Source organism: Luteibacter sp. E-22, assembly GCF_049913125.1.
In the GTDB taxonomy this organism is placed as follows: domain Bacteria; phylum Pseudomonadota; class Gammaproteobacteria; order Xanthomonadales; family Rhodanobacteraceae; genus Luteibacter.
Genome location: NZ_CP183975.1, coordinates 1,884,998 through 1,907,261 on the forward strand (window position 1 = coordinate 1,884,998; position 22,264 = coordinate 1,907,261).

Consider the following 22,264-nt stretch of genomic DNA (forward strand, 5'->3'; position numbering starts at 1 on the left):
AGTACCACAGGACATTCCCATGAGCTCATCCCTGCAGGGTGAAATCGCCCTCGTCACCGGCGCCAGCCGCGGTATCGGTGCGGCGATCGCCGATCGCCTCGCCTCGCTCGGCGCCACCGTGTACGGCACCGCCACCAGCGAAGCCGGTGCCAAGGCCATCGGCGAGCGCCTCGCCGCGCACGGCGGTCATGGCCGCGTGCTTGATGTGACCGACGCCGGGGCGATCGAATCGCTCATCGATGGCATCGGCAAGGAAACCGGCGCCATCTCGATCCTGGTGAACAACGCCGGCATAACGCGCGACCAGCTCCTCATGCGCATGAAGGAAGAGGACTGGAGCGCCATCATCGAAACCAACCTCACCTCGGTGTTCCGCACGTCGAAAGCGGTGATGCGCGGGATGATGAAGGCGCGCAAGGGCCGGATCGTCAGCATCGCCTCGGTGGTCGGCGTCACCGGCAACCCGGGGCAGGCGAACTACGCGGCCGCCAAGGCCGGCATCATCGCGTTCTCGAAATCGCTGGCCCGTGAGATCGGTTCCCGCGGAATCACCGTGAACGTGGTGGCGCCGGGCTTCATCGACACCGACATGACCCGTGCCCTGCCGGAAGAACAGCGTACCGCGCTGCTTTCGGGCATCGCCCTGGGCCACCTGGGTGAAGCCGGCGATATCGCCGAGGCGGTGGCCTTCCTGGCCTCTCCGGCGGCCAAGTACATCACCGGCGAGACGTTGCACGTCAACGGTGGCATGTATATGCCCTGATGGGCCAGGGCTGGCGGCAGTCGCCACCGGCCCGTTTTTGAGAGACAATCGTTATTTCGCGCCCGGCTAAGAAAAACCGGGCGTCACCCACGTGACGGCGCTGTGTTGGCGGGTTCTGTCCTTAGCCACTACAATGCCGCCGGATTTTTCCCTCGGGAGGTAAAGGCAACATGAGCACCATCGAAGAGCGCGTCAAGAAGATCGTCGTTGAACAGCTGGGCGTTAAGGAAGATGAAGTCAGCCCGAACGCTTCGTTCGTGGACGATCTGGGCGCCGATTCGCTCGACACCGTTGAGCTCGTGATGGCTCTCGAAGAAGAGTTCGAATGCGAGATCCCGGACGAAGAAGCCGAAAAGATCACGACGGTCCAGCAGGCGGTCGATTACGTCAAGGCCCACGTCAAGGCCTGATCGAGCGACTGGCTGTCGATCGGAGGCGCCGCCTCCCGTCGATCTCCGAGCGACACGGAAGCTGCGCCTCATGGCGCAGTTTTCGTTTGCGTCTAACGCAACCTGCGCCCGCGTATGGTTTGCGCGGAACACAGTGAAGGATGAGAACGCATGAGTAAACGACGTGTGGTAGTGACCGGTATGGGCATCGTCTCGCCGGTCGGCAACGATGTCGCCACCGCCTGGAAGAACGTCGTCGAAGGTAACAGCGGCATCGGCCCTGTGACCGCATTCGACGCCAGCGCCTACACCACCCGCATCGCGGGTGAGGTCGATGGTTTCGATGCCGTCGACGCGTACTTCGCCGGCACCGATACGCCGGACGACGAACGGCGCTCCATCGCGAAGGACTTCAAGCGGATGGACCCGTTCATCCACTACGGCATCGTCGCCGGCACGCATGCGTTCCGTCAGTCGGGCCTCGTAGTGACCGACGAGAACGCCGGCCGGATCGGCGTCGCCGCGGGTGCCGGCATCGGTGGCCTGCATACCATCGAGGGCACGGCCCTCGAACTGGCGGAAAAGGGCCCGCGCAAGGTCTCGCCGTTCTATGTGCCGAGTTCGATCATCAACATGGTGGCCGGCAACCTGTCGATCTACCACGGCCTGAAGGGTCCGAACATCGCGCTGGTATCGGCATGCACCACGGCCGCGCACAACATCGGCATGGCCATGCGCCTGATCCAGTACGGCGATGCCGATGCGATGCTGGCGGGCGGCGCGGAGTTCGCGACCACGCCGACGGCCATGGCCGGTTTCTGCTCGGCCAAGGCGATGTCCACGCGCAACGACGACCCGGCGCATGCCAGCCGTCCGTGGGACGTCGGCCGTGACGGCTTCCTGCTGTCCAACGGCGCGGGCATGTTGATGCTCGAGGAATACGAGTTCGCCAAGGCGCGCGGCGCGAACATCCTCGCCGAACTCATCGGTTTCGGCATGAGCGGTGACGCTTACCACATCACCTCGCCCAGTGGCGACGGTGCCGAACTGGCGATGCGCAACGCGCTGCACGACGCGGGCATCCAGCCGTCCGACGTGCGGTACGTCAATGCGCACGGCACGTCCACGCCCGTGGGCGACCTGGGCGAAGCCAAGGCCATCCGCAACGTGTTCGGCGAACACGCCACGAAGAAGGGCCAGTTCGCGGTCAGCTCCACCAAGTCGGTCACCGGCCATCTGCTCGGCGCAGCGGGTGGCGTGGAAGCGATCTTCTCCATCCAGGCCCTGCGCGAGGGCATCATGCCGCCCACGATGAACCTCGTGGACGTTGATCCGGAAGTCGCGGCACTGGGCATGGACCTCGTGCCGAACAAGGCGGAGAAGGCGGACATCGAGGTGGTCATGTCGAATTCGTTCGGCTTCGGCGGCACCAACGGTACGCTCGTTTTCCGTCGCGTCTGACGCGTTGGCTTTCGTCACGCGAACCCTGGCCGGCCGGCGCGATCTGCTCGCGCCGGCCGCGTCGCATCCGGAGCGCTATGTCGCGTTGCTGGCCAGTGCGGTTACCGGTACGCCGCAGTCGCGCTTCGACATCCTCTTCGCGGCGGGCGATGCGTCACTGACGTTGTCCGCCGATGGGGTTACCCGTGATGCGCAGGGCGCCATCGTGCCCGGCGATTTCCTCGATGCGTTCGACGGCGCCTGGGCGGCGGATCGCAAGCCGCGCGTCGACGACGGGCTTCCGTTCCATGGCGGATGGGTGGTCTATCTCGGTTACGAACTGGTCGGCCAGATCGAGCCGAGCCTGCGTCTTCCATCCACACGTGGCGCCGCTCCCGTCGCGTTCGCGCTACGTGTTCCCGCGGCCGTCATCGTCGACCACGTGGAGCAGCGCACGATCCTGCTTGCCGAAGAAGGTGCCGAGGACTGGCTGGACGTGCTCGCCGCCGACGTGGATGCCGTGCTTTCCGACGTGCCGCTGCCGGCGCCGCGGAGCGTGGAGGAAGATGAGCCCTCGCGGTTCCTCGATGGCGTACATCGCGTGCACGAGCACCTGCGGGCAGGCGACGTCTTCCAGGTGAACCTTTCGCGCCGCTGGACGGCCACGTTCGCCGAACCGCCGGCTCCGGCCCATCTGATGCAGGCACTGCGGCGCGCCAATCCCGCACCGTTCGCCGGCCTCCTGCAGCAGTCGGGCTGGGCCATCGTCAGTTCCTCGCCGGAGCGGCTGGTGGAATCGCGCGACGGCATCCTGCAGACGCGCCCCATCGCCGGTACGCGTCCCCGATTGGCGGGTGACGACGACGCGGAGCGCATCCGCGAACTCACCACCCATCCGAAGGAGCGAGCCGAGCATGTGATGCTGATCGATCTCGAGCGCAACGACCTCGGGCGCGTCTGCGTACCGGGCAGCGTGAAGGTCGATGAACTCATGGCGGTGGAAAGCTACGCGCACGTGCACCACATCGTGTCGAACGTCCGTGGCCGCGCACGCACGGGCGTGACCCCGGGACAGGTGATCGCCGCGACCTTTCCGGGCGGCACCATCACCGGATGCCCCAAGGTGCGTTGCATGGAGATCATCGGCGCGATCGAGCAGGAGCCGCGCGGTGCGTACACCGGCGCGCTCGGTTATGTCGATGACAACGGCGACATGGACCTGAACATCCTCATCCGCACGCTGGCCGTCGAGGGCGCGCAGGTGTCGCTGCGCGCCGGTGCGGGCATCGTCGTCGATTCGGTGCCCGAGAAGGAACTCGACGAGACCCGGGCCAAGGCGCGCGGCCTGCTGCGCGTGTTCGGCGCGGCATGAGCACTCGCACCTCCGTCGATTTCATCGACGCCGATCGTGTTTCCGTCACCGATCGTGGTTTCACTTACGGCGATGGACTGTTCGAAACGCTGCGCGTCGCGGGCGGGCGGGTTCCGCTGTGGCCGCGCCACGAAGCGCGCTTTCGACAGGGCTGCCGCCGGTTGCGCATACCCTCGCCGGACATGGATGCGGTCCTTGCCGAGGTGGGGCGGCTTTCCCGCGGCCTCGCCGATGGCGTCGCCCGGGTGACCCTCTCGCGCGGTGAGGGCGTGCGTGGCTACGCGCCACCCGCTTCGCCTCGTCCGACCCTGGTGGTGACGGTTGCGCCGCTGGCGCTGCAAGCGCCGCCGTATGAGGACGGCATGGCCGTTCGCTTGTGCGATACGCGGCTGGCGGCCCAGCCCCTGCTCGCCGGGATGAAGCACCTCAACCGGCTCGAACAGGTCCTGGCGCGCGCGGAGTGGAACGATCCGGCGGTGGGCGAGGGGCTGATGCTCGACATGGATGGCGACATCGTCTGCGCGACGGCCGCCAACCTGTTCGCCGTGTTCGGCGGCCAGCTGGTCACGCCGCCGGTCGATTCCTGTGGCGTGGCGGGCGTGGCTCGTGCGGAAATCCTGGCCGTGCGCGATGTGGCGGAGGTGCGGATGAACCCCGCTCGACTCGTCGAGGCCGACGAGGTCTTCCTCACCTCCGCCGTTCGCGGCATTCTCCCGGTTCGGGTTTTCGCGACCCGTTCGTGGCAGCCCGGTCCCGTCACCCGCGCCTTGCAGGCGCATTGGCGCGACATCGGCCTGCCGTTGCCTACAGGTTCGAAGGAATCCGATCGATGAAAGTGCGCGGCATCGCCCTCTGGCGAGTCATCCTGCTGGCAGTGCTGATCGCCATCATCGCTACGGGCTCCTGGCTTTGGTTCGATTGGGCGCGCTTCGCCCGCACCCCGCTGGCGGTTCCCGCGGCCGGGCAGAGCATCGACGTGGCGCGCGGGGCTTCGTTCAAGGACATCGTGCGCGACCTGCGCAATCGCAAGGCCAGCCGGGCCTCGCCGCTGTACTGGCGATTGCTCGCGATGCAGATGCATGCGTCAGGTCGCCTGCATGCGGGCGAATACGCCTTGCGTCCGGGCATGACGCCGCGCGACCTCATCGGCGACATGGCCAGCGGCAAGGTGATGCAGCGCAATTTCACCATCGTCGACGGCTGGACCTTCGCCGACCTGCGCCGTGCGCTCGCCTCGGTGGAGACGCTCACCCACGACACCGCGAGCATGGACGACGCCGGCATCATGAAACAGCTGGGTGCCGAGGGTGACAACCCGGAAGGCCGTTTCCTCCCGGAGACCTACGCCTACGTCAAGGGCGATACCGATTCGAGCATCCTCAAGCGCGCGTACGTGGCGATGACGAAGACACTGGACGCGGCATGGCCGGGCCGGGCGCAGGGGCTGCCCCTGGCTTCGCCCTACGAGGCCCTCATCCTCGCCTCGATCGTGGAGAAGGAGACGGGCAGGGCGGACGAGCGCCCGCGCATCGCCGGCGTGTTCGTCCGCCGCCTGCAACAGCGCATCCTGCTGCAGACCGATCCGACGGTGATCTACGGGATGGGTGCCGCCTATGCGGGAAACATCCACAAGAGCGACCTCACGACCGACACCCCTTACAATACGTATATGCGGGTGGGCCTGCCGCCCACGCCGATCGCCCTGCCGGGGCGTGCGGCGATCCAGGCTGCGCTGCATCCCGCCGAGGGCAAGGAGCTGTACTTCGTCGCCCGTGGCGACGGCAGTCACGTCTTCTCGTCCACCCTCGAAGAACACAACCGGGCCGTGGCCTGTTACCAATTGAAGCGATGCCAGTGACCACTCCCATGCGCGGCCGGCTGATTACCCTCGAAGGTGGCGAAGGCGCCGGCAAGAGCACCTTGCTGCGCGGCCTCGAAGCACACCTTCGCGAGCGCGGTGTCGATCTCGTGGTCACCCGCGAGCCCGGCGGCACGGTCGTCGGCGAGGCGGTGCGCGGCGTGGTGCTGGATGCCGCCAACAACGAACTCTGCGCCGAAGCCGAACTGCTGCTCATGTTCGCGTCGCGTGCCCAGCTGGTGCGCCAGGTGATCGATCCGGCACTGGCCGCGGGCCGCTGGGTGCTGTGCGATCGCTTCACGGATGCGAGCTACGCGTACCAGGGCGGCGGTCGTGGCCAGCCGGTCGAGCGCATCGCCGAACTGGAACGCTGGGCCGCGCATGGCCTCAAGCCCGACGTGACCCTGCTACTCGACTTGCCGGTGAGCACGGGACGCGCGCGCGCCGCGGGTCGTGGCGAGGCGGACCGGATCGAGGTGGAAGGTGACGCCTTCTTCGAGCGCGTGCGCGAGGCGTATCGCGAGCGAGCGTCAGCCGATCCGGCACGCTTCCGCGTGCTGGACGCCAGCGCGGCCCCCGGTGACGTGCTCGACCAGGCCATCGCCGGCGTCGCCGGGCTCTTCGCGAAGGCCGCATCGTGACGGCCCGCCCCTGGCACGCCGACGCATGGGCGCGCTTACAGGCGCGGCGCGAGCGTGACGCCCTTCCGCACGCGCTGTTGCTTGCCGGCCCGGCGGGCCTCGGCAAGCGCGATTTCCTCGCCGCCTTCGTCAATGGGCTGCTCTGCCAGCATCCTGTCGCCGGCGTGGCCTGCGGCACCTGCCGTGGTTGCCAGCTGCTCGCGGCCGGCACCCATCCCGACCTGGTCGCCCTGTCGTTCGGCCTGCGCAAGGACGGCGTCACCCGTAGTGAGATCGTGGTCGACCAGATCCGCGACCTGTCCCAGCGCCTGTCCATGGCGAGCCAGTTCGGTGGTTGGCAAGTCGTCACGATCGATCCCGCCGATGCGATGAACGCGGCCGCGGCCAATGCACTGCTGAAGACACTGGAAGAACCCACGCCCTCGACCCTGCTCGCCCTCGTGGCCGACGAGCCGGCGCGCCTGCCCGCGACGATCCGCAGCCGCTGCCAGCGGATCGACTTCCTGGTTCCCTCGCGTGAGGCCGCCCTCGAATGGCTGCGCGCCGAGGGTGTGCAGGACGCCCCCGCCGCCCTCGAAGCGGCGGGTGGCAATCCCGGCATGGCCCGCGCCTGGGCCTCCGATGGCGCCTTAAAGCAGCGCGGCGAGGTCCGCCACGACCTCAAGGCGCTCGCCGCGGGGCGGGGCGAAGCCATGGAAGTCGTCAAGCGCTGGCAGGCGGCCGATCCCTCGCGCTATCTCTGGTTCGCCGCCCAGGCCGCTACCGACGAACTGCGCGCACGCGCGTCAGGCAAGGCCGTGCCGCTGGACAGCCAGCTCGATGACGAGGCGCTCGACGGGTGGTACGGCAAGGCCAATCGCGCGCGCGACGCCTTGCGTGGGCCGCTGCGGGCCGACCTCATCCTCATCGAATTACTCGCGGCGTGGCGTTGACGCGCTCTTATCGCGCGTTCGGTCTTAATCGATCCGACGTTTCCGAGCCGTAAGGAGAGCCACGTGTCACGCCATCCGGTCATCGACGGCAGCACCCGCCTCCTGGTGGTCGCGCCGCACCCCGACGACGAATCCCTGGCGGCTGGCATGCTGATCCAGCGGACGCTGGCCGCGGGTGGTCGCGCCGACGTCCTGTTGCTGACCGATGGCGACGACAATCCCTGGCCACAGCGCTGGATGGAGCGGCGCCTCGTCATCGACGAGGCGGGCCGCGCCCGCTGGGGCGCCCGGCGTCGCGGCGAGGTGGCATCGGCACTGGCCCGCCTCGGCGTCGGCCCCGACCACCTGCATGCGCTGGGCTGGCACGACATGCGGGTGACCGAGGAACTGCGGCTGCGCCACACCGCGGCGGTGGTCGCCATCCGTCGGGTGATGGAGCGGACGCGACCCAGCCTCGTCGTCATTCCCGACCTGGGCGACACCCACCCCGATCATGGCTCGGCCCATGTGCTCGCACGCCTGGCCCTGGCGGCGACCGGGTCGCGGGCCGATGTGCTCACCTACATGGTGCATGGCACGGAGCGGTCGGCGCCGGAAGACCTCCTGGTGCCGGATGTGGACCCGGAGCGACAGGCGACCAAGATCGAGGCCGTGCTGGAACACGCCACCCAGATGGCCCTGAGCCGCAAGCGAATGCTCGCCGTGGCCGCGCGCCCCGAACGGTTCGACCGCCCGCCGCCCGCGCCCGGCAAGGGATCGCTGCGTTTGCCGTGGCGGCCGGGTCCGCTGGCCCGCACCCGTCTGCGCCTGGTGCTGGCCGACGGGCAGGGCGTGGCCACATGGCCCTGGCGCAAGGCGCCCCTGGAGCGGGCAGGCGATGGCTGGGTGCTGCCCCTGCGCGACGCTCCCGGCCCGGCCTTCGTCAAGCTGACCGCCGATCTTTCCACGCCCTGGATCTACGATCGCTATGGCTGGACGGGGCAGGACCCCGAGCCGTTCGGGCTTGTGGCCCGGCCCGTCGCCTAGCTAGGATGCCGCTCAGCCAAGGGGATTCCACGCCATGACCGCCACCAGCTCCTCGCCGCGACAGGGCATTCTTTCCCTGAAGATCAAGGACGTGAATTCCCTGTACATCTCGTACATGCCCTATCTGAAGACGGGTGGGCTGTTCGCACCCACCGCCCAGCGCTACAGCCTGGGCGACGAAGTGGCCCTGCTGGTCACCCTCATCGACGAGAACGAGCGCCTGTCGGTCGCCGGCAGGGTGGTCTGGATCACGCCGGTGGGTGCGCAGGGCAATCGCACGGCTGGGGTGGGCATCCAGTTCAACGAGTCGCCCGAGAGCGAGGCCGCGCGACAGCGCATCGAGGGACTGCTGGCCGGAACCCTCGCCTCCGAGCGTCCCACCCAGACGATGTAACCCTGCGATTGCACCATCGCGATGCAGTTTTTCCCTTATCAAGGCTTGTCGGAATACCTGCACGCACTGGTACAATAGATCGGTTCCCCAACGTGAGATTGTGGATATCCGGAGTCGTTGGCGCGCCCGCCGCGCCGGCACGGGTCTATCCGTTTGGATCGATTCGAAAAAAGCTCCGGCGACACTAGCCGGACCGCTCGTCCCCGTCGACGGTCACTGATGCGCCCAGCGAGGCGCGGAGGTACGCAGCATCGTGCTTGCCCAATATTGGCCCGTCCTGTTGTTCATCGCCGTCGCCATCGGCCTTGGCAGCGTCCTTCTGGTGGTCGGCATGCTCGCCGGGCCGCGCCGTCCGGAATCGGAGAAGCTGTCGCCCTACGAGTGCGGCTTCGAAGCCTTCGAGGATGCGCGCATGAAGTTCGACGTGCGCTATTACCTCATCGCCATCCTCTTCATCATCTTCGACCTCGAAATCGCCTTCCTGTTTCCGTGGGCGGTGGTGTTCGACAAGATCGGCGCCATCGCGCTGATCGAGATGGCGCTGTTCCTCGCGCTGCTCGTGGTCGGTTTCGCTTACGTCTGGAAGAAGGGAGCGCTCGAATGGGAGTGATGACCAGCATCGACCGGGTGATGCACAACCCGGAACCGCTGAACCTCGTCGACGACATCCTCCGTCCGAACGGCGACGCGCCGGTCGTGAACCGTGGTTTCGGCGTCACCAGCATCGACGCATTGATGAACTGGGCGCGCACCGGTTCGATGTGGCCGATGACCTTCGGCCTGGCGTGCTGCGCCGTCGAGATGATGCATGCGGGTGCCGCGCGCCTCGACCTCGACCGTTACGGCGTCATCTTCCGTCCCAGCCCGCGCCAGTCCGACGTGATGATCGTCGCCGGCACGCTGGTCAACAAGATGGCCCCTGCGCTGCGCAAGGTCTACGACCAGATGCCCGACCCGAAGTGGGTCATCTCCATGGGCTCCTGCGCCAATGGCGGCGGTTATTACCACTACTCCTATTCGGTCGTGCGTGGCTGCGATCGCATCGTTCCGGTCGATATCTACGTGCCGGGTTGCCCGCCGACGGCCGAAGCGCTGATCCACGGCATCCTGCAGTTGCAGAAGAAGATCCGCCGCACCCACACGATCGCGCGTTAACAGGGCATCGCACATGAGCGTTACTAACGAGACCTCGCTGGTCGAACGGCTGGCCGCGCGCTTCGGCGACATGCTGGTGGTCAAGGTCGAGCGCAACGAGGTCACCGCCGAGGTGGCCCCGCGCGACCTCATCTCCGTCGCCACGGCGCTGCGCGACGAGGCCGGATTCCGTTTCACCACCGTCATCGATGTCTGTGGTGTCGATTACCTCAGCTACGGCCAGACCGAATGGGATACCGACACCGCGCAGGGCGAGAGCTTCTCGCGCGGCGTGGAAGGACAGTCGGCCGGCCGCTTCACGTGGGCCGAACGCCCGCGTGCCGTCGAGTTGCCGCGCCGTTACGCCGCCGTCATCCATCTGCTGTCGATCGAACTCAACCAGCGCATCCGCTTGCGCGCGTTCTGCGAGGACGACGCCTTCCCCGTCGTGCCGTCGATCACGCCTGTGTGGCCGGGCGCGGACTGGTTCGAGCGCGAGACGTTCGACCTGTTCGGCATCATCTTCGACGGCCATCCCGATCTTCGCCGCATCCTCACCGACTACGGCTTCGTGGGCCATCCGTTCCGCAAGGATTTCCCGCTGATCGGCAACGTCGAGGTCCGCTACGACCCCGAGCAGAAGCGTGTCGTCTACGAACCGGTCTCGATCGAACCGCGCGTGCTGGTGCCGCGCACGATCCGCAACGACGCCGACCTCGATCAGGCCAGGGCGGAATCCGCCGATCACTGGCGGGAGAACTAAGCCGTGGAAGAAATCCGCAACTACACGATGAACTTCGGCCCGCAGCATCCGGCCGCGCACGGCGTGCTGCGCCTGGTGCTGGAGATGGACGGCGAGACGATCGTCCGTGCCGATCCGCATATCGGCCTGCTGCACCGTGGCACCGAGAAGCTGGCCGAATCCAAGCCGTTCAACCAGTCGATCGGCTACATGGATCGCCTCGACTACGTGTCGATGATGTGCAACGAGCACGCCTACGTGCGCGCCATCGAAGGCCTGCTGGGCATCGAGGCACCGATTCGCGCGCAGTACATCCGCACGATGTTCGACGAGATCACGCGCATCCTGAACCACCTGATGTGGGTCGGTTCCAACGCGCTCGATCTCGGCGCCATGGCCGTGTTCCTTTACGCGTTCCGCGAGCGCGAGGAACTGATGGACGTCTACGAGGCGGTCTCGGGCGCGCGCATGCACGCCACGTACTACCGTCCCGGCGGCGTCTACCGCGACCTGCCCGAGCAGATGTCGAAGTACCGCGAGTCGCCGTGGCATAAGGGCAACGACCTCAAGCGCCTGAACGCCTGGCGCGAAGGCTCGATGCTCGACTACCTCACCGAGTTCACCAACGACTTCCCGGCCCGCGTCGACGAATACGAAGCGTTGTTGACCAATAACCGCATCTGGAAGCAGCGCACGGTCGGCATCGGCGTCATTCCGCCCGAGAAGGCCCAGGCCTGGGGCATGACCGGCGCGATGCTGCGTGGCTCGGGTATCGCCTGGGACCTGCGCAAGAAGCAACCGTATGCGGCCTACGCCGACATGGATTTCGACATCCCGGTGGGTGTCAACGGCGATTGCTACGACCGCTACCTGGTCCGCGTCGAGGAAATGCGCCAGTCCAACAACATCATCAAGCAGTGCGTGGCATGGCTGAAAGCCAACCCGGGCCCGGTGATGACGCAGAACTACAAGGTCGCACCGCCCAGTCGCGAAGAAATGAAAAGCGACATGGAAGCGCTCATCCATCACTTCAAGCTCTTCACCGAGGGCTATGGCGTGCCGGCGGGTGAGACCTATGCCGCGGTCGAGGCGCCCAAGGGTGAATTCGGCTGCTACCTCGTGTCCGACGGTGCGAACAAACCTTTCCGCGTGCATCTGCGCGCGCCGGGCTTCGCGCACCTGTCTTCCATGGACGCGATCGTGAGGGGCCACATGCTCGCCGACGTCGTCGCGATGATCGGCACCTACGATCTCGTCTTCGGCGAAGTCGACCGCTAAGTCGACGGAGTGAACTGAATCATGAAAGCCACCGGTCATTTCGAGCAGGTGAAGGACATCGATCCTCTCGTCGTGCTCAACGATCACACCCGCGCCCATATCGATCACTGGGTGTCGAAGTTCCCGCCGGACCGCAAGCGTTCGGCGCTGATCCAGTCGCTGATGGGCGCGCAGGAGCAGAACCAGGGTTACCTCACGGACGAACTGATCACCGCGGTCGCGAAGTACCTCGACCTGCCGGCGATCTGGGCCTACGAAGTGGCGAGCTTCTACTCGATGTTCGAGACCTCGCCCGTCGGCCGCAACAACGTCGCCATCTGCACCAACATCTCCTGCTGGTTGAACGGCGCCGAAGGCCTCGTTCGCCATTGCGAGAAGAAGCTCGGCATCAAGACCGGCGAGAGCACGGCCGACGGCCGTATCTATCTCAAGCAGGAAGAGGAATGCCTGGCCGCATGCGCCGGCGCCCCGATGATGGTCGTCAACGGTCACTACCACGAGAAGCTGACGACCGAATCGGTCGACGCCATTCTCGACGGTCTGAAGTGAGGTAAGGGCAATGGCTAGCAGCACTGGTCCGGTCGGACCCGCACCGCAGGAACACCAGGTCGTCTACACGACCCTGCATTTCGAAAAGCCCTGGGCCCTCGATAGCTACGAGAAGGTCGACGGTTACAAGGCGTGGCGCAAGATCCTGGCCGAGAAGCCCGATCCGGCCGCGCTGATCGAAGAGATCAAGAAGAGCGCGCTGCGCGGTCGCGGCGGCGCCGGCTTCCCGACGGGCCTGAAATGGTCGTTCATGCCGCGCACGGCGCCGGGCCAGAAGTACATCCTGTGCAACTCGGACGAATCCGAACCGGGCACCTGCAAGGACCGTGACATCCTGCGCTTCAACCCGCATGCCGTCATCGAAGGCCTGGCCATCGCCTGCTACTGCACGGGTTCCACCGTCGCCTACAACTACCTGCGTGGCGAGTTCCATCACGAGCCGTTCGAACACATCGAAGAGGCATTGAAGGAAGCCTACGCGGCGGGCCTGCTCGGCAAGGACATCGCCGGCTCGGGCATCGACGTGGACATCTACAACGCCCTCGGCGCCGGCGCCTACATCTGCGGCGAAGAGACCGCGCTGATGGAATCGCTGGAAGGCAAGAAGGGCCAGCCGCGCTTCAAGCCGCCGTTCCCGGCCGGTTTCGGCCTGTATGGCCGTCCGACCACGATCAACAACACCGAGACCTACGCCTCGGTGCCGGCGATCCTGCGCAACGGCGCGGAGTGGTTCCTCAACATCGGCAAGCCGAACAACGGCGGCCCGAAGATCTTCTCGGTGTCCGGCCATGTGGCCAACCCTGGCAACTTCGAGATCAGGCTCGGCACGCCGTTCTCCGAACTGCTGCAGATGGCCGGCGGTATCCGCGGCGGCAAGAAGCTCAAGGCGTGCATCCCCGGCGGTTCCTCGATGAAGGTGCTGCCGGCCGAGAAGATCATGGAATGCACCATGGACTACGACTCGCTGCAGAAGGCGGGGTCGGGCCTGGGTTCGGGTGCCGTGATCGTGATGGACGAGACCACCTGCATGGTTCGCGCCTGCCACCGCATCGCGCGCTTCTACAAGGCCGAGTCGTGCGGCCAGTGCACGCCGTGCCGCGAAGGCACCGGCTGGATGTACCGCGTGCTGTCGCGCATCGTCGAAGGCAAGGGCACGCAGGACGACCTGCATCGCCTGAAGGCCGTCGCCGGCCAGATCGAAGGCCACACCATCTGCGCCTTCGGTGAAGCCGCCGCGTGGCCGGTGCAGGGCTTCCTGTACCACTTCTGGCACGAATTCGAATACTACGTGGAGCATGGCCGTTCGATCGTCGACGGTCCGGCTGACACGGTCACCACTGGAGTCGCTGCATGAGTGCGCAGCCCGTAGCCAATGCCGCGCCGGATCTCGTCAATATCGAGATCGACGGCGTTCCGGTGCAGGTAGCCAAGGGGTCGATGATCATCCAGGCGGCCGATGCCGTCGGTATCCCCATCCCGCGCTTCTGCTATCACCGCAAGCTCGCGATCGCCGCCAACTGCCGCATGTGCCTGGTGGAAATCGAGAAGATGCCGAAGCCGGCGCCGGCCTGCGCCACGCCGGTGGGCGAGGGCATGAAGGTCTTCACGCGTTCGGACAAGGCGCTCAAGTCGCAGCGCAACGTGATGGAGTTCCTGCTGATCAACCATCCGCTCGACTGCCCCATCTGCGACCAGGGCGGCGAGTGCGAACTGCAGGACGTCTCGCTCGGCTATGGCCGTTCGGTGTCGCGCTTCAACGAGCGCAAGCGCACCGTCGCCGACGAGAACCTCGGCCCGCTGATCGCCACCGAGATGACACGCTGCATCCAGTGCACGCGCTGCGTCCGCTTCACCAGCGAGATCGCCGGCACGTACGAACTCGGCGGCATGAGCCGCGGCGAGAACCTGGAGATCGGTACCTATATCGGCAAGACGATCGAGAGCGAGCTGTCGGGCAACATCATCGACGTCTGCCCGGTCGGCGCGCTGACCAACAAGCCGTTCCAGTTCCAGGCGCGCGCCTGGGAGCTGATCGCGCGTCCGTCCATCGGCTACCACGACGCCCTGGGCTCGAACCTGTGGATGCACACCCGCCGTGGCGAAGTGCTGCGCAACGTGCCGCGCGACAACGAGACGATCAACGAGTGCTGGCTCTCCGACCGTGACCGTTACAGCCACCAGGGCCTTTACGCCGCGGATCGCGTGAAGTCGCCGATGGTCAAGCGCAACGGCCAGTGGTCGGCCACGACATGGGACGACGCGCTGTCCGTCGCCCGCGAGTCGCTGAAGAGCGTCGCCGGTTCCGACCTCGGCGTGCTAGTGCACGGCGCCACCTCGAACGAGGAAGGCGAACTGCTCGTCCGCCTCGCCCGCGGCCTGGGCAGTGCCCACGTCGACCACCGCCTGCGCCAGCTCGACTTCGCCGACAACGCCTTCGCCAAGCCGTTCGCCTCGTCCATCGCGTCGTTCGAGAAGGTGAAGGCCGCGTTGCTGGTCGGTTCGGACCTGCGCCACGAAGTGCCGCTGCTCAATCACCGCATCCGCCAGGCGGTGAAGAAGGGCGCCAAGGTGTACGCGGTCAATCCGGCCCACTTCAACTTCAACTACCCGTTGGCCGGCGAGTCCGTCGCCGCGCCGCACGCGCTGGTGAACGAACTGTTGGTCCTGGCCAAGGCGGCCAGCGAAGGTGGCGCCAGCGTGCCGGAGGCGATCGCGCCGGCGCTGAATGGCGTGGAGACCACCGATGCGCACCGCGACGCGTTCAAGGCGCTGTCCAGCGAAGCCGTGGTGATCCTCGGCCATGCCGCCGCGACGCATCCGGAAGCTTCCTGGCTGCGCGTGATCGCCCGTTTCATCGCGCAGGCCGCAGGTGCGGCGTTCAACGAGATCCCGCTCGCCGCCAACGCGATCGGCCTGTCTTCGGTCGGCGTGTTGCCGACCGCTGGTGGGCTCGACGCGCGCGCGATGCTGGCCCAGCCGCGCAAGGGCTACGTGCTCTACAACGTCGAGCCGCCGCACGATTTCGCCGACGGCGCACTCGCCTTGCAGGCGATGCATTCGGCGCAGACCGTGGTGGCCTTCGCTGCCTACGCCAGCGATGCGCTGAAGGACTCGGCGGACGTCATCCTGCCGATCGGCCTCACGCCTGAAATCGACGCGAGCCTGGTCAACGTGGAAGGCAACACCCAGACCATGCTCGCCGGTGCCAAGGCGCCGGGCGACGCCCGTCCGGGTTGGAAGGTGCTGCGTGCCCTCGGCGGCCTACTCGGCCTGCCGGGCTTCGAGTTCGACGACCTGGCCGGCCTTCGCGACGGTCTCACGGAGCGTGCCTCCGAGGTCCGTCACCAGCTCGCGCCGCGCGCCTCGGGCGTGACCTTCTCGCGCCTGGCCACGACGCCGATCTACCGCGTGGACGCCGTGCTGCGCCGTGCGGGTGCCCTGAACGCGCATCCGCTGAACCGCCCGGCCGCCATTCGCATCAACGCGGATGAGGCCGGCAAGCTGGGCCTTGCCGAGGGCGGCAATGCCCGCATCGGCGATACCGTGCTGCCGGTGGCGATCGATGCCGCGGTGCCCGCCGGCGCCGCCTGGATCGAAGCCGCGCATTCCGAAACCGCCATGCTGCCTCCGTACGGCGCGGCCATCACTTTGAGCAAGGCATAAACCATGGGTCAGCAACTCTGGGACCACCTGTTGATGCCCGTGCTGTTCATCGTGGCGATCGTCCTGCCGCTGATTATCGCGGTGGCGATGTTCGTCTACTGGGAACGCAAGGTCATCGGTTGGATGCACGTGCGCATGGGGCCGAACAAGGTCGGCCCCCTCGGCCTGCTGCAGGCTTTCGCGGACGTGGTCAAGCTCCTTATCAAGGAAGTGATCCTTCCGACCAACGCGAACAAGTTCCTCTACTACCTGGCACCGATGCTGGCCCTCGTGCCCGCGCTGGCCGCCTGGGCGGTGGTGCCGTTCGGTCCGGAGACCGTGCTCGCCAACGTCAACGCCGGTGTGCTGTACCTGCTCGCGATGACCTCGATGGGCGTGTACGGCATCATCCTTGCCGGCTGGTCGTCGAACTCGCGCTACGCGATGCTCGGCGCCATGCGTGCGGCGGCACAGGTCATCTCGTACGAACTGGCGATGGGCATGTCCATTGTCTGCGTGCTGGTGCTGACCGGTAGCCTCAACCTCACGGCGATCGTCAACGGGCAGTCGGGTAACTTCTTCGACTGGTACTGGCTGCCGCTGCTTCCGGTGTTCGTCATCTACTTCGTCTCGGGCGTGGCTGAAACCAACCGCGCGCCGTTCGACGTCGCGGAAGGCGAATCGGAAATCGTCGCGGGCTTCCACGTCGAATACTCCGGCTCCGCCTTCGCCATCTTCTTCCTGGCCGAATACGCCAACATGATCCTGGTGAGCTTCCTCACCTCGATCCTGTTCATGGGCGGCTGGCTCTCGCCGTTCCCCGAGTCGTGGGGCGTGGTCGGCCACGGCGGTTTCCACTGGCTGTTCATCAAGGCCTTCATCTTCGCCTTCCTGTTCCTGTGGTTCCGCGCCAGCTTCCCGCGCTACCGCTACGACCAGATCATGCGGCTCGGCTGGAAGGTCTTCATCCCCATCACCATCGTCTGGGTCCTTGTCGCCGGCTGCATGAAGTATTTCGGCTGGGTCCACATCGGCACGGGAGCCTGAAAGCCATGACCCGCGTTACCCACTATTTCAAGAGCCTGCTGCTCATCGAGCTGTTCCAGGGCATGGCGCTGACCATGCGCTACATGTTCAAGCCGAAGTACACGATGCGCTACCCGATGGAGCACATCCCCAAGTCGAACCGCTTCCGCGGCCTGCACGCCTTGCGCCGTTATGCCAACGGTGAAGAGCGCTGCATCGCGTGCAAGCTGTGCGAGGCGGTGTGCCCGGCGCTGGCGATCACCATCGATTCGGCCCCGCGTGCGGAAGACGGCCAGCGCCGCACCACGCGCTACGACATCGACCTGTTCAAGTGCATCTTCTGCGGTTTCTGCGAAGAGAGCTGCCCGGTGGATTCGATCGTCGAGACGCACGTGCACGAGTATCACTTCGAGCATCGTGGCGAGAACGTGGTGACCAAGGGCCAGTTGTTGGCCATCGGTGACCGTTTCGAGCAGGACATCGCTGCCGCCCGCGCTCAGGACGCGGCTTACCGCTGAGCGCCGAAGAGACCTATGCGATGAATAACGATCTGCTCCAACTCATCTGTTTCTACCTCTTCGCGGCCGTATCCGTCATCGGCGCGCTGATGGTCATCACCGTGAGGAACTCGGTTCACGCCGTGCTCTCGCTGGTGCTGACCTTCTTCAGCATGGCCTGCGTCTGGCTGCTGGCCGAAGCGGAATTCCTGGCCATCGCCCTCGTCGTCGTCTACGTCGGCGCGGTGATGGTGCTGTTCCTCTTCGTCGTCATGATGCTCGACATCAAGCAGGAGCAGGTCCGCGAGGGCTTCATCCGCTACCTGCCGGTGGGCATCATCGTGGCCCTGGTCATGCTGGTCGAAATGCTGGCGATGATCGGCGTCAAGGCCATGCACGCCCATACGCTGGGTCCCAATCCGGCGGGTGAGTCGAACGTCGCATGGCTGGGCCAGGCCCTGTACACCGAGTTCCTGCTGCCGTTCGAGATCGCCGCACTGATCCTCACCGTGGGTATCGTGGCCGCCGTGGCACTGACCCTGCGTCAGCGCGCCGGTGTACGCCATCAGACCGCCGCGCAGCAGGTGGCCGTCAACGCCGTCGATCGCGTCCGCGTGGTCAAGGTGGCCAGCGAACAGATGGCTTCCGTCAGCCCGGCCCCGGTTGTCGTGCCGCCGCAGGAGAACGCTCCGTGATCACGCTTTCCCATTACATCGTCCTCGGCGCGATCCTCTTCTGTATCGCCGTCGCCGGCCTGTTCATCAACCGCAAGAACGTGATCGTGCTGCTCATGGCGATCGAGTTGATGCTCCTGGCGGTGAACACCAACTTCGTGGCCTTCTCGCGCTTCTTCGGCGACGTGGGCGGCCAGGTGTTCGTGTTCTTCATCCTCACCGTGGCCGCGGCGGAATCCGCCATCGGCCTGGCGATCCTGGTCTTGCTGTTCCGTAACCGCAGCACGATCAATGTCGCCGAAATCGACAGCATGAAGGGTTGATCCGATGAGTCTCTCGCTTTCAATCCTGCTGACGATCGCCCTCGCGCCGCTGGTGGGTTCGATCCTGGCCGGCCTGTTCGGCAAGGTGATCGGCCGGGCAGGGGCGCATACCGCCACGCTGCTCGGCGTGGCGATCGCCTGCGGCCTGTCGTTCTACGTGCTCTACCAGCTGGTCTGGGGCGGCGCGCAGAACTTCAACCAGGACATCTACACCTGGTTCCAGATCGGCCAGTACCACGCCTCCGTGGGCTTCATGGTCGACCGCCTCACCGCCATGATGATGGTGGTGGTGACCTTCGTCTCGCTGCTGGTGCACCTCTACACCATCGGCTACATGGCGGACGATCCGGGCTACCAGCGCTTCTTCAGCTACATCTCCCTGTTCACCTTCTCGATGTTGATGCTCGTCATGAGCAACAACTTCATGCAGCTGTTCTTCGGCTGGGAAGCGGTGGGCCTGGTCTCGTATCTGCTGATCGGCTTCTGGTACAAGCGCCCGACGGCGATCTTCGCCAACCTCAAGGCCTTCCTGGTCAACCGCGTGGGCGACTTCGGTTTCCTGCTCGGCATCTCGGCGATCCTGTACTTCATGGGCACGCTGGATTACCAGACCGCCTTCGACCACGCTCCCGAGCTGGTCGGCAAGACCTTGCAGATCACGCAGAACCACGCGTGGGACGCCGCCACGGTGATCGGCATCCTCCTGTTCATCGGCGCCATGGGCAAGTCGGCCCAGGTGCCGCTGCACGTGTGGCTGCCGGATTCGATGGAAGGCCCCACGCCGATCTCGGCGCTGATCCATGCGGCCACCATGGTGACCGCCGGCATCTTCATGGTCGCCCGCATGTCGCCGCTGTTCGAGCTGACCGACGCCGCGCTGTCCTTCATCCTAGTGATCGGTTCGACCACGGCCCTGTTCACCGGCCTGATCGGCATCGTGCAGAACGACATCAAGCGGGTGATCGCGTACTCGACGCTCTCGCAGCTGGGCTACATGACCGTCGCGCTGGGCGTGTCGGCGTATAGCGGCGCCGTGTTCCACCTGATGACCCACGCCTTCTTCAAGGCGCTGCTGTTCCTCGGCGCCGGCTCGGTCATCATCGGCATGCACCACGAGCAGGACATGCGCTACATGGGCGGCCTGCGCAAGTACATGCCGGTCACCTGGATCACGATGTGGATCGGCTCGCTGGCCCTGGCCGGCACGCCGTTCTTCTCCGGCTTCTATTCGAAGGACGCCATCATCGAGGCCGTCGGCGAGTCGCATCGCTGGGGCGCGGGCTACGCGTACTTCTGTGTGCTGGCCGGCGTGTTCGTCACCTCGCTGTACAGCTTCCGCCTGCTCTACATGACCTTCCATGGCAAGGAGCGCTTCACGGTCGAGCACAAGAAGCATGGTCATGGTCATGGTCATGATGCGCACGCGGATCACCACGACGACGATCATGGCCATCACACGCCGGGCGTGCTCGAGCATGCCCCGCATGAGTCGCCATGGGTCGTCACCGTGCCACTGGTGCTGCTGGCCATCCCCTCGATCCTCATCGGCTTCTTCACCGTCGGCCCGATGCTGTTCGGCGACTGGTTCGGCAAGGCCATCCACGTGAACGAGGCGAACAACGTCCTCGGCGAACTCGCGCATGAATTCCACGGTGCGTTGACCATGGCGATCCACGGCTTCACCGCCGCGCCGTTCTGGCTGGCCTTCGCGGGTTTCGCCGTCGCCACCTACGTCTACCTGTTCAACCCGTCCGTCGCCGACAAGGCGAAGAGCGCGCTGAAGCCGGTGTACGAGCTGCTCAACCACAAGTACTGGATCGATGAACTCTACTTCGCGGTGTTCGCGAAGGGTGGCGTGAAGCTGGGCGAAGGCCTGTCGAAGGTGGGCGACGCCGCCATCATCGACGGCGCCATCGTGAACGGCTCGGCCGGCCTCGTGCAGCGCATCGCCAGCGGCACCCGCCGCCTGCAATCCGGATTCCTCTTCCACTACGCGTTCGCCATGATCCTCGGTCTTATCCTGCTCCTCGGCGGGTACTGGCTGATCGGGCAATAAGGGAAACGAGCTCTATGTCGAATCACTTGCTCAGCCTGTTGATCTGGCTCCCGGTCGTCGGCGCCATCCCGGTGCTGTTGGCCGGCTCCGGTCGCCCAGGCCTCGCCCGCTGGATCTCGCTGCTGGTCGCGGTTGCCACCTTCGCCGCCAGCCTGGCCCTCCTGCCTGCCTACGACGCCTCCACGGGTACCCTCCAGCTCGGTGAATCGATGAGCTGGATCCCGTCGCTGGGCATCAACTACTCGCTGGCGGTCGACGGTATCTCCGTCGCCCTGATCATCCTCACCACCTTCGTCCAGATCCTCGTGATCGTGGGTGCGTGGGAGATCATCCAGAACAAGCCGCACCAGTACATGGCGGCGATGCTGATCCTCGAAGGCATGATGATCGGCGTGTTCTGCGCCACGGACGCGTTGCTGTTCTACGTGTTCTTCGAGGCCATGCTGATCCCGATGTTCGTCCTCATCGGTATCTGGGGCGGTCCGCGCCGCGTCTACGCCACGCTGAAGTTCTTCATCTACACGTTCTTCGGCTCGATCTTCATGTTGATCGGCCTGATCTACCTGTATCACAAGACCGGTGGCAGCTTCGCCATCGCCGACATGGCCAACGTCCACCTGACCATGACCGAGCAGAGCTGGCTGTTCTTCGCCTTCCTGCTGGGCTTCGCGATCAAGGTGCCGATGGTGCCGGTGCACACCTGGCTGCCGGATGCCCACGTGGAAGCGCCCACCGGCGGTTCGGTGGTGCTGGCGGCGGTGATGCTGAAGATCGGCGGCTACGGTTTCCTCCGTTTCAGCCTGCCGATCACTCCGGACGCCTCGCATCACTTCGCCTGGCTGGTCATCGTGCTCAGCCTCATCGCGGTCTGCTACATCGGCTACGTGGCGCTGGTCCAGCAGGACATGAAGAAGCTGGTGGCGTACTCGTCCATCGCGCACATGGGCTTCGTCACCCTGGGCATCTTCATCGCCTTCCTGCTGGTTCGCGAGACGAACAACCCCGAGGCCGCGCGCCTGGGCATGCAGGGTGCGATGGTGCAGATGATCTCGCACGGCTTCATCTCCGGCGCGATGTTCAGCTGCATCGGCGTGCTCTACGACCGCATGCACACGCGCCAGATCAAGGACTACGGCGGTGTCATCAACGTGATGCCGATCTTCGCCCCGTTCTACGTGCTGTTCGCCATGGCCAACAGCGGTTTGCCGGGCACCAGCGGTTTCGTCGGCGAGTTCATGGTCATCCTGGCTTCGTTCAGCGCCAACCCCTGGATCGCGTTGTTCGCCGCGTTCACCCTGATCATCGGCGCCGCGTACACGCTGTGGATGGTCAAGCGCGTGCTCTGGGGCGATGTCACGAACAAGCACGTCGCGGAACTGACGGACGTCAACGGTCGCGAGATCTTCATGCTGAGCGCGTTCGCCGCCGGTGTGCTGATCCTCGGCATCTGGCCGGAGCCGCTGGTCCACCTGATGGATGCCTCGGTCGCTCGTATCGTCGAGCAACTGGCCATCACCAAAGTCTGAGC

General features: G+C 65.7%; 23 protein-coding genes. All 23 read left to right on the forward strand.

Annotation, left to right across the window (positions count from 1 at the left end):
- Positions 1 to 19: 19 nt before the first annotated feature.
- The 23 genes from fabG to ACN9M2_RS08645 all read left to right on the forward strand — a co-directional run bounded on the left by fabG (position 20) and on the right by ACN9M2_RS08645 (position 22,262).
- Entirely contained in the window at positions 20 to 763 is a 744-nt protein-coding gene (gene fabG, locus ACN9M2_RS08535; RefSeq protein WP_426287653.1) for a 3-oxoacyl-ACP reductase FabG, read from the forward strand.
- A gap of 170 nt (positions 764 to 933) precedes the next feature.
- Complete coding sequence (acpP, locus tag ACN9M2_RS08540) at positions 934 to 1,173, forward strand: acyl carrier protein (RefSeq protein ID WP_426287654.1); 240 nt, start codon at positions 934 to 936, stop codon at positions 1,171 to 1,173.
- 150 nt (positions 1,174 to 1,323) lie between these two features.
- Positions 1,324 to 2,613: a beta-ketoacyl-ACP synthase II gene (gene fabF / locus ACN9M2_RS08545; RefSeq protein ID WP_426287655.1), complete on the forward strand. Its 1,290-nt coding sequence runs from the start codon at positions 1,324 to 1,326 to the stop codon at positions 2,611 to 2,613.
- A 4-nt stretch (positions 2,614 to 2,617) separates the two neighbouring features.
- A complete protein-coding gene (locus tag ACN9M2_RS08550) occupies positions 2,618 to 3,964 on the forward strand; it encodes an aminodeoxychorismate synthase component I (RefSeq protein WP_426287656.1) in 1,347 nt (448 codons plus the stop codon).
- Entirely contained in the window at positions 3,961 to 4,797 is an 837-nt protein-coding gene (pabC, locus tag ACN9M2_RS08555) for an aminodeoxychorismate lyase (RefSeq protein ID WP_426287657.1), read from the forward strand. Before ACN9M2_RS08550 ends, pabC begins: the two co-directional genes overlap by 4 nt.
- Positions 4,794 to 5,822: an endolytic transglycosylase MltG gene (mltG, locus tag ACN9M2_RS08560; RefSeq protein WP_426287658.1), complete on the forward strand. Its 1,029-nt coding sequence runs from the start codon at positions 4,794 to 4,796 to the stop codon at positions 5,820 to 5,822. The genes pabC and mltG overlap by 4 nt, the downstream gene beginning before the upstream one ends.
- Positions 5,813 to 6,463 carry a dTMP kinase gene (gene tmk, locus ACN9M2_RS08565; RefSeq protein ID WP_426287659.1) on the forward strand — a complete coding sequence of 217 codons (651 nt, stop codon included), beginning with the start codon at positions 5,813 to 5,815 and terminating at the stop codon, positions 6,461 to 6,463. Before mltG ends, tmk begins: the two co-directional genes overlap by 10 nt.
- On the forward strand, positions 6,460 to 7,395 hold the full coding sequence (gene holB / locus ACN9M2_RS08570; RefSeq protein WP_426287660.1) for a DNA polymerase III subunit delta': 936 nt from the start codon (positions 6,460 to 6,462) through the stop codon (positions 7,393 to 7,395). The genes tmk and holB overlap by 4 nt, the downstream gene beginning before the upstream one ends.
- Before the next feature lie 63 nt (positions 7,396 to 7,458).
- Positions 7,459 to 8,421: a PIG-L deacetylase family protein gene (locus ACN9M2_RS08575; protein ID WP_426287661.1), complete on the forward strand. Its 963-nt coding sequence runs from the start codon at positions 7,459 to 7,461 to the stop codon at positions 8,419 to 8,421.
- Between the two features lie 34 nt (positions 8,422 to 8,455).
- Complete coding sequence (locus ACN9M2_RS08580; RefSeq protein WP_306847397.1) at positions 8,456 to 8,815, forward strand: PilZ domain-containing protein; 360 nt, start codon at positions 8,456 to 8,458, stop codon at positions 8,813 to 8,815.
- A gap of 253 nt (positions 8,816 to 9,068) precedes the next feature.
- Entirely contained in the window at positions 9,069 to 9,425 is a 357-nt protein-coding gene (locus ACN9M2_RS08585) for an NADH-quinone oxidoreductase subunit A (RefSeq protein ID WP_306847396.1), read from the forward strand.
- Positions 9,416 to 9,970 carry a NuoB/complex I 20 kDa subunit family protein gene (locus tag ACN9M2_RS08590; RefSeq protein ID WP_072321341.1) on the forward strand — a complete coding sequence of 185 codons (555 nt, stop codon included), beginning with the start codon at positions 9,416 to 9,418 and terminating at the stop codon, positions 9,968 to 9,970. Before ACN9M2_RS08585 ends, ACN9M2_RS08590 begins: the two co-directional genes overlap by 10 nt.
- A gap of 13 nt (positions 9,971 to 9,983) precedes the next feature.
- Positions 9,984 to 10,712 (forward strand): NADH-quinone oxidoreductase subunit C, encoded by a 729-nt coding sequence (locus tag ACN9M2_RS08595; RefSeq protein WP_426287662.1) that lies wholly within the window; start codon positions 9,984 to 9,986, stop codon positions 10,710 to 10,712.
- Between the two features lie 27 nt (positions 10,713 to 10,739).
- Positions 10,740 to 11,969 carry an NADH-quinone oxidoreductase subunit D gene (locus ACN9M2_RS08600; RefSeq protein WP_426287887.1) on the forward strand — a complete coding sequence of 410 codons (1,230 nt, stop codon included), beginning with the start codon at positions 10,740 to 10,742 and terminating at the stop codon, positions 11,967 to 11,969.
- A gap of 21 nt (positions 11,970 to 11,990) precedes the next feature.
- The gene (gene nuoE, locus ACN9M2_RS08605) at positions 11,991 to 12,518 is read left to right on the forward strand and encodes an NADH-quinone oxidoreductase subunit NuoE (RefSeq protein ID WP_426287663.1); all 528 of its coding nucleotides are present in this window, start codon (positions 11,991 to 11,993) and stop codon (positions 12,516 to 12,518) included.
- A gap of 10 nt (positions 12,519 to 12,528) precedes the next feature.
- Positions 12,529 to 13,872 carry an NADH-quinone oxidoreductase subunit NuoF gene (gene nuoF / locus ACN9M2_RS08610; RefSeq protein ID WP_426287664.1) on the forward strand — a complete coding sequence of 448 codons (1,344 nt, stop codon included), beginning with the start codon at positions 12,529 to 12,531 and terminating at the stop codon, positions 13,870 to 13,872.
- Positions 13,869 to 16,181 carry an NADH-quinone oxidoreductase subunit NuoG gene (gene nuoG, locus ACN9M2_RS08615; protein WP_426287665.1) on the forward strand — a complete coding sequence of 771 codons (2,313 nt, stop codon included), beginning with the start codon at positions 13,869 to 13,871 and terminating at the stop codon, positions 16,179 to 16,181. Before nuoF ends, nuoG begins: the two co-directional genes overlap by 4 nt.
- A 3-nt stretch (positions 16,182 to 16,184) precedes the next feature.
- Positions 16,185 to 17,207: an NADH-quinone oxidoreductase subunit NuoH gene (nuoH, locus tag ACN9M2_RS08620; RefSeq protein WP_371022988.1), complete on the forward strand. Its 1,023-nt coding sequence runs from the start codon at positions 16,185 to 16,187 to the stop codon at positions 17,205 to 17,207.
- 5 nt (positions 17,208 to 17,212) lie between these two features.
- Positions 17,213 to 17,704, forward strand: a complete 492-nt coding sequence (nuoI, locus tag ACN9M2_RS08625; protein WP_306847390.1) for an NADH-quinone oxidoreductase subunit NuoI — start codon at positions 17,213 to 17,215, stop codon at positions 17,702 to 17,704.
- A 20-nt stretch (positions 17,705 to 17,724) separates the two neighbouring features.
- Positions 17,725 to 18,378, forward strand: a complete 654-nt coding sequence (locus ACN9M2_RS08630; RefSeq protein ID WP_426287666.1) for an NADH-quinone oxidoreductase subunit J — start codon at positions 17,725 to 17,727, stop codon at positions 18,376 to 18,378.
- Positions 18,375 to 18,680, forward strand: a complete 306-nt coding sequence (gene nuoK / locus ACN9M2_RS08635) for an NADH-quinone oxidoreductase subunit NuoK (protein WP_036112219.1) — start codon at positions 18,375 to 18,377, stop codon at positions 18,678 to 18,680. The genes ACN9M2_RS08630 and nuoK overlap by 4 nt, the downstream gene beginning before the upstream one ends.
- 4 nt (positions 18,681 to 18,684) lie before the next feature.
- Positions 18,685 to 20,736 carry an NADH-quinone oxidoreductase subunit L gene (nuoL, locus tag ACN9M2_RS08640; protein ID WP_426287667.1) on the forward strand — a complete coding sequence of 684 codons (2,052 nt, stop codon included), beginning with the start codon at positions 18,685 to 18,687 and terminating at the stop codon, positions 20,734 to 20,736.
- 14 nt (positions 20,737 to 20,750) lie between these two features.
- Complete coding sequence (locus ACN9M2_RS08645; RefSeq protein ID WP_371022985.1) at positions 20,751 to 22,262, forward strand: NADH-quinone oxidoreductase subunit M; 1,512 nt, start codon at positions 20,751 to 20,753, stop codon at positions 22,260 to 22,262.
- Positions 22,263 to 22,264 lie beyond the last annotated feature (2 nt).